At 72.0% G+C, this 5494-nt stretch carries 5 protein-coding genes; all 5 read left to right on the forward strand.

Going from position 1 to position 5494, the window contains the following annotated elements; all coding sequences use genetic code 11:
• Window positions 1-115: 115 nt before the first annotated feature.
• Window positions 116-1759 carry an ABC transporter ATP-binding protein gene (locus tag LV79_RS28070; protein ID WP_253841293.1) on the forward strand — a complete coding sequence of 548 codons (1644 nt, stop codon included), beginning with the start codon at window positions 116-118 and terminating at the stop codon, window positions 1757-1759.
• The gene (locus tag LV79_RS28075; RefSeq protein WP_253841294.1) at window positions 1752-3449 is read left to right on the forward strand and encodes an ABC transporter ATP-binding protein; all 1698 of its coding nucleotides are present in this window, start codon (window positions 1752-1754) and stop codon (window positions 3447-3449) included. The genes LV79_RS28070 and LV79_RS28075 overlap by 8 nt, the downstream gene beginning before the upstream one ends.
• Window positions 3449-4255, forward strand: coding sequence for an alpha/beta fold hydrolase (locus LV79_RS28080; RefSeq protein ID WP_253841295.1), 807 nt, complete (start codon window positions 3449-3451; stop codon window positions 4253-4255). The genes LV79_RS28075 and LV79_RS28080 overlap by 1 nt, the downstream gene beginning before the upstream one ends.
• 108 nt (window positions 4256-4363) lie before the next feature.
• Window positions 4364-4591 carry an MbtH family protein gene (locus LV79_RS28085; protein ID WP_253841296.1) on the forward strand — a complete coding sequence of 76 codons (228 nt, stop codon included), beginning with the start codon at window positions 4364-4366 and terminating at the stop codon, window positions 4589-4591.
• Between the two features lie 2 nt (window positions 4592-4593).
• Complete coding sequence (locus tag LV79_RS28090) at window positions 4594-5406, forward strand: siderophore-interacting protein (protein WP_253841297.1); 813 nt, start codon at window positions 4594-4596, stop codon at window positions 5404-5406.
• Window positions 5407-5494: the final 88 nt, after the last annotated feature.

The following is a 5494-nucleotide window of genomic DNA, read 5'->3' on the forward strand; positions in this document are numbered from 1 at the left end:
GGGTCGCGGGCGCCGCTGGTCCATCACATTGACACCCCGGCGTGTCGCAAGTAAGGATGACCTAACTTTTCTTAGCGCGCCCTGACTCGCGCGCGGCCACAGGGAGGACACCGGGGTGGATCTGCTGCGCAGCGGCCTGCGGAGGGAGCGGGTCGTGCTCGGCGCGGGCCTGGCCGCCACGGTGGTGCAGCAGGCCGCGCTGCTCGCCCTGCCGTGGTGCGTCCAGCACGGCCTCGACGAGGGGATCGCCCCCGGCGACACCGGCCGCACCGTGTTCTGGTCGGTCACGACCTGCCTGGTCGCCGCCGTCATGCTGGTCGCGGCCGTGGCGGGCAAGTGGTGGTCGAACCTGGCGGCGAACCGGATCGCGCACGCGCTGCGCGCCGACCTCGCCACCCGGGTCGGCGCCCTGGACCGGGCCGCCATCGCCCCGTTCGGCCGCGGTGACCTCGCCATGCGGGTCACCAGGGACACCGAGATGATCAACGCCTGGGTGCAGGGCCTGAGCAGGTGGGCGCGGGTCGCGGTCACCGTGCTGGTCGTGGTGCCCGCCGTCGCCGTGCTCGACCCGGTGCTGCTGGCCGTGCTGCTGGTCGCGATGCCGGTGCTCGGCCTGCTCAACGCCCAGTTCCCCGGCCGCTACCGGCGGGCCAACGAACGCCTCTCCGGCGCGCACGGCGACCGCGCCGACGCCGTGGAGGACCTGCTCTCGGCCAGCGCCGCGGTGCGCGGGCTCGGCGGCGAGCAGGTGCTGGTGCGCCGCCACGGCGAGGTCAGCGCGCACGTCACCCGGCACACCCTCGGGGTGGCCAGGATCTCGGCGTGGTGGGTCTCCGCCCCGCCCGCGGTGCTGCGGCTCGCGGTCGCCGTCGGGCTCGCGGTCGGCGGCCTCGCCGCGATCGACGGCCGGATCACCGTGGGCTCGCTGGTCGCGTTCACCTCCTGGATGATCACCATGACCGTGGCGGTGACCGTCCTGGTCGACCTGCTGGTCAACCGGGGTCAGGCCAGGGTCGCCGCGGCCAGGGTCACCGAGGTGCTCACCGCCAAGCCCGCCGTGGCCGCCCCGGACGACCCGCGACCGCTGCCCGAGACCGGGATGCTCTCGGCCGTCGGGGTCAGCGCGGTGCGCGACGGCAGGACCGTCCTCGGCCCGGTGGACCTGATCGCCGCCCCCGGCGAACTGGTCGTGGTGACCGGTCCGACCGGGTCCGGCAAGTCCGTGCTGGTCCGCCTGCTGTGCAGGCTCGACGACCCCGACCACGGCACCGTCCACTTCGGAGGGATCGACCTGCGGCTCGCGGACCCGGAGGAGGTGTGGCGCCGGATCGGCGTGGTGCCGCAGCGGCCGGTAGTGCTGTCGGGGACGTTGCGCGACAACATCACTCTTGACCGCGACGTCGACCCGGACCTGGTTCGCGAAGCATGCCGTGTCGCCTCTCTCGACGAGTTCATCGAAGACCTACCTGATGGTTACGACACCGTGGTCGGTGAACGCGGTGAGACGCTCTCCGGCGGTCAGGTCCAACGGCTCGCGTTAGCCCGGGGGCTGCTGGACAAGCCACCGGTGCTGGTGCTCGACGACGTCACCTCCGCGGTTGACGCCGAGACCGAGCGGACGATCCTGCGCAGGCTGCGCGACTGGTCTCCCCAGACCGCGATCGTGTTCGTCTCACACCGCCCCAACGTCGTCGCGGCCGCCGACCGGTTGATCGTGCTGGCCGCGGACCGGGAAGACATGGAGGTCGTCGGTGGCTGAGATCCGCACCCTGGACGAGGCGCCGCCGACCAAGGGCGTCCTGCGCCGGTTCTGGCCCCACCTGCGCCCGCACCGCTGGCGCATCGGCGCCGCGCTGCTCACCACCGCCGCCGCCACGGCCGCCGTGGTCGGCATCGCGCCGGTGATCGGCTCCGGCGTGGACGCCGTGCTCGGCAAGGACTCCGACGGCCTGTGGACGGCCGTGTTCGTCCTCATCGGACTGACCCTGGCCCGGCTGGTGCTGCTCGCGATGGCCGAGCTGCAGCTCACCTCGGTCGGCGAGCGGGTGGTGCGCCACCTGCGCGAACTGGTCGTCGACCGGCTGGCCGGCGCGCCGCTGCGGTTCATCGAGGCGCACCGCACCGGGGACCTGCTGCGCCGCAGCACCGGCGAGGTCGCCGAGCTGGCCCAGTTCGTCCGCGCCAGCCTGCCCGACCTGCTCGGCGCGGTGATCTCGCTGAGCATGACGATCATCGTGCTGCTCGCCTACTCCTGGCTGCTCACGGTGATCCTGCTGGCGGTGTTCCTGCCCGCCGCGGTCCTGGTGCTGCGCTGGTTCGAGCGCGACGCCGACGACGCGTTCGGCGACCAGGCCGCCGCCGAGGCCACCATGGCCGCGCAGTTCACCGAGTTCGTCGCGGCGGGCGAGACGCTGCGACTCGGCGGCGGGGTGCGGGCCCGGCTGCGCCGCTTCGGCAAGTCCAACGACGAGGCCCTGCGCGCGGCCAACCGCTCGGTCGCGGTGCAGAACCGGCTGGAGACGATGAGCCTGCTCGAAGGGCTCTCCACCGCCGTCCTGCTGCTGCTCGGCGTGTGGTTCGTGACCTCGGGGCAGATCAGCGTGGGCACCGTGGTGGTGTTCGTGCTGGCCACCAAGAACCTGTTCGAGGGCGTGCTCAACCTCTCCGAGCTGCTGGCCGAGATGCAGCTGGCCCGGGTCGGCCTGGCCCGGCTGCTCGATCTGCTTGGGGCCACCGAGCGCCCGAGCAGGCAGAGCGCCGCCATCGCGCCGCCCCCGCGCGCCGAGCTGTCCACCTCGGACCTCGGGTACGCCTACATCGGCGGTTCCGAGGTGCTGCACGACGTCTCGGTGTCCTTCGCCGAGGGCGACCGCGCTGGACTGGTGGGGCAAACCGGCTCCGGTAAGACAACCTTGGCCAAGCTGCTGAGTGGCCTCTACACCCCAGACCGGGGACAGGTCACCTACGGCGGCGTTGACCTAGCCGATCTCGACGAGGCCGACCTGCGGGGCAAGCTTGTCCTAGTGCCACAACAGGTCCACCTGGTCGACGGCACTATCGCCGACAACCTCGCTCTTGCGCCTACCGCCCCGACGCGCGCGGACATGGTCGCCGCCGTGCACTCCCTCGGGCTCGACGACTGGGTCGCGTCGCTGCCCGACGGCCTGGACACCGTCGTCGGCCGCCGCGGCGACCGGCTCTCGGCGGGGGAGCGGCAGATCCTCGGCCTGGTCCGCGCCTCGCTGGTCGACCCGGCGGTGCTGATCCTGGACGAGGCCACCGCCGACATCGACCCGGAGACCTCGGCCCGGTTGGAGCGCGCGGTCGACCGCCTGCACACCGGTCGTACGCTGATCGTCATCGCGCACCGCGAGGCCACCATCGAGCGGCTCCCGCGTGTCGTCACACTCGCCGGTGGGCGGGTCGTCCAGGAGGAGAGGGCAGGTTAGTGCCGCTTGTCGAGGTCAACGGCATCAGTTTGAGCTACCACGACAAGGGCACCGGTGACCCTGTCCTGATGCTGATGGGCACTGGCAGCTCTGGCCGTGTGTGGCACCTGCACCAGCAGCCCGCTCTTGTCGCGGCCGGCTACCGCGTGATCACAGTGGACAACCGCGGCATCGCGCCGACCTCGGAGTGCGCGGACGGCATCACCGTCGCCGACATGGCCGCCGACGTCGCCGCGCTGGCCGAGCACCTCGACCTGCCCCGGTTCGACCTGGTCGGCACCTCGCTCGGCGCCAGGATCGCCATCGAGGTCGCCGCGACGCGGCCAGACCTGGTGCGCGGCCTGGTGCTGATGGCGACGCGGTCGCGGGCGGAGGCGCTGCACGCCGCGTTCGACGCGGGCGAACTGGAGTTGGCGAAAGCGGGAATCCGACTCCCGGCCCGCTACCACGCTGCTTCTACAGCTTTGTGGAACCTTTCTCCGCGCACCCTGTTCGACGCCGGGAAAGCGCGGGAATGGCTCGACGTGCTCGAGTTCGGCACCCAGCCGCCGAGCCGGGGCGTGCTCGCGCAGATGGCGATCGCCGACGACCCCGACCTGCTCGCGGTCTGCGCCAAGATCACCGCGTCCACGCTGGTCATCGCCTTCGCCGACGATGTGATGACCCCGCCGCACCTGGGTCGCGAGGTCGCCGACGCCATCGCGGGCGCCCGGTTCGGCCTGGTCGCCGACGGCGGTCATTACGGTTATCTGGAACAGCCCGCCGAGGTCAACTCCCAACTGCTGGAATTCCTCGGGCAGCGCTGATCGCGCCGGTGTGACCGAACCCGCACGAGTTCGACTACCACTTCTCCACCAGGGCGAATTAGGTTAGCCTAACCAACGGAAATCCCCGGTCCCTGAGGAGTGCGCGCGATGTCGACCAACCCGTTCGACGACGAGAACGGCACCTTCCACGCCCTCGTCAACGACGAGGGCCAGTACTCGCTGTGGCCGACCTTCGTGGCGGTCCCCGCGGGCTGGCAGGTCGTGTTCGGTCCGGACACCCGGGCCGCCGCGCTGGCCCACATCGAGGCGAACTGGACCGACATGCGCCCGCGCAGCCTGGCCGCCCGGATGGACGCCGACAAGGCTGGCGCCTGACCGTGGCCGCTCCAGGAGTGGCCCGCCGCGGTCCGGCTGGGCGCGATTCGCTGCGCCCGTACCGGCTCACCGTGGCCAGGACGACGCGGATCACCCCGCACATGCTCCGGGTAACGCTGACCGGGCCGGACTTGGTCCACTACACCGAGGTTGGACCGGAGCCGCGGTGCAAGGTACTGCTGCCGCCCGCCCCTGGTGCGGAGGTCGTGGTGCCCGACAGCGTCCCGTTCTGGGACGCGCTCGCGGCGCTACCGGAGAGTCTTCGGCCCATCGTCCGCACTTACACCGTGCGGGCCGCGCGCCCGGCAGAGCAAGAGATCGACATCGACTTCGTGCTCCACGGCGACACTGGTCCTGCCTCTCGGTGGGCGGCCTCTACGAAGTCGGGTGACGCGGTTGGCCTCTATGGCTGCCTGAGCAGCTTCGCCCCGCCCGCAGATACCGCTGCCTATCTCGTTGTCGGTGACGAGACCGCGCTGCCCGCCATCACGGGCATCGTCGCGTCGCTGCCCGCCGGTGTGGCCGCGCGGGTCATCGTGGAGGTCGACTCGGCCGACGAGCAGCAGCCGCTGGAGTCGGCGGCGGACCTGTCGGTCACCTGGCTGCACCGCGGCGGCGCCGAGCCCGGCACCGGGACCGGGCTGCTCGACGCGGTCCGCGCCGAACCGGTCGACCAGCGCGCGTACGCGTGGGTGGCGGGGGAGTCCTCGGCCGTGCAGGCCATCCGGGCGCTGCTCGTGCTCGAGCGGGACCTGACCAAGCAGCGGGTGTACTTCAGCGGCTACTGGCGGCGCGGGCACGCCGAGGACGACTGAGCCGGGTTTACCAGCGAGAGCAGTGCACGCCGGGCCGCCGTCGCGGACCCGGCGTGGTGAAGGCCGTGCCGGAGAGGGTGAAGCGGGG

The sequence above is a fragment of the Actinokineospora globicatena genome (assembly GCF_024171945.1).
In the GTDB taxonomy this organism is placed as follows: domain Bacteria; phylum Actinomycetota; class Actinomycetes; order Mycobacteriales; family Pseudonocardiaceae; genus Actinokineospora; species Actinokineospora globicatena.

What these genes read in the sequence shown, in the direction of transcription:
- LV79_RS28085 (WP_253841296.1), top strand. Translation starts at nt 4,364, where the DNA reads ATGTCGACCAACCCGTTCGACGACGAGAACGGCACCTTCCACGCCCTC.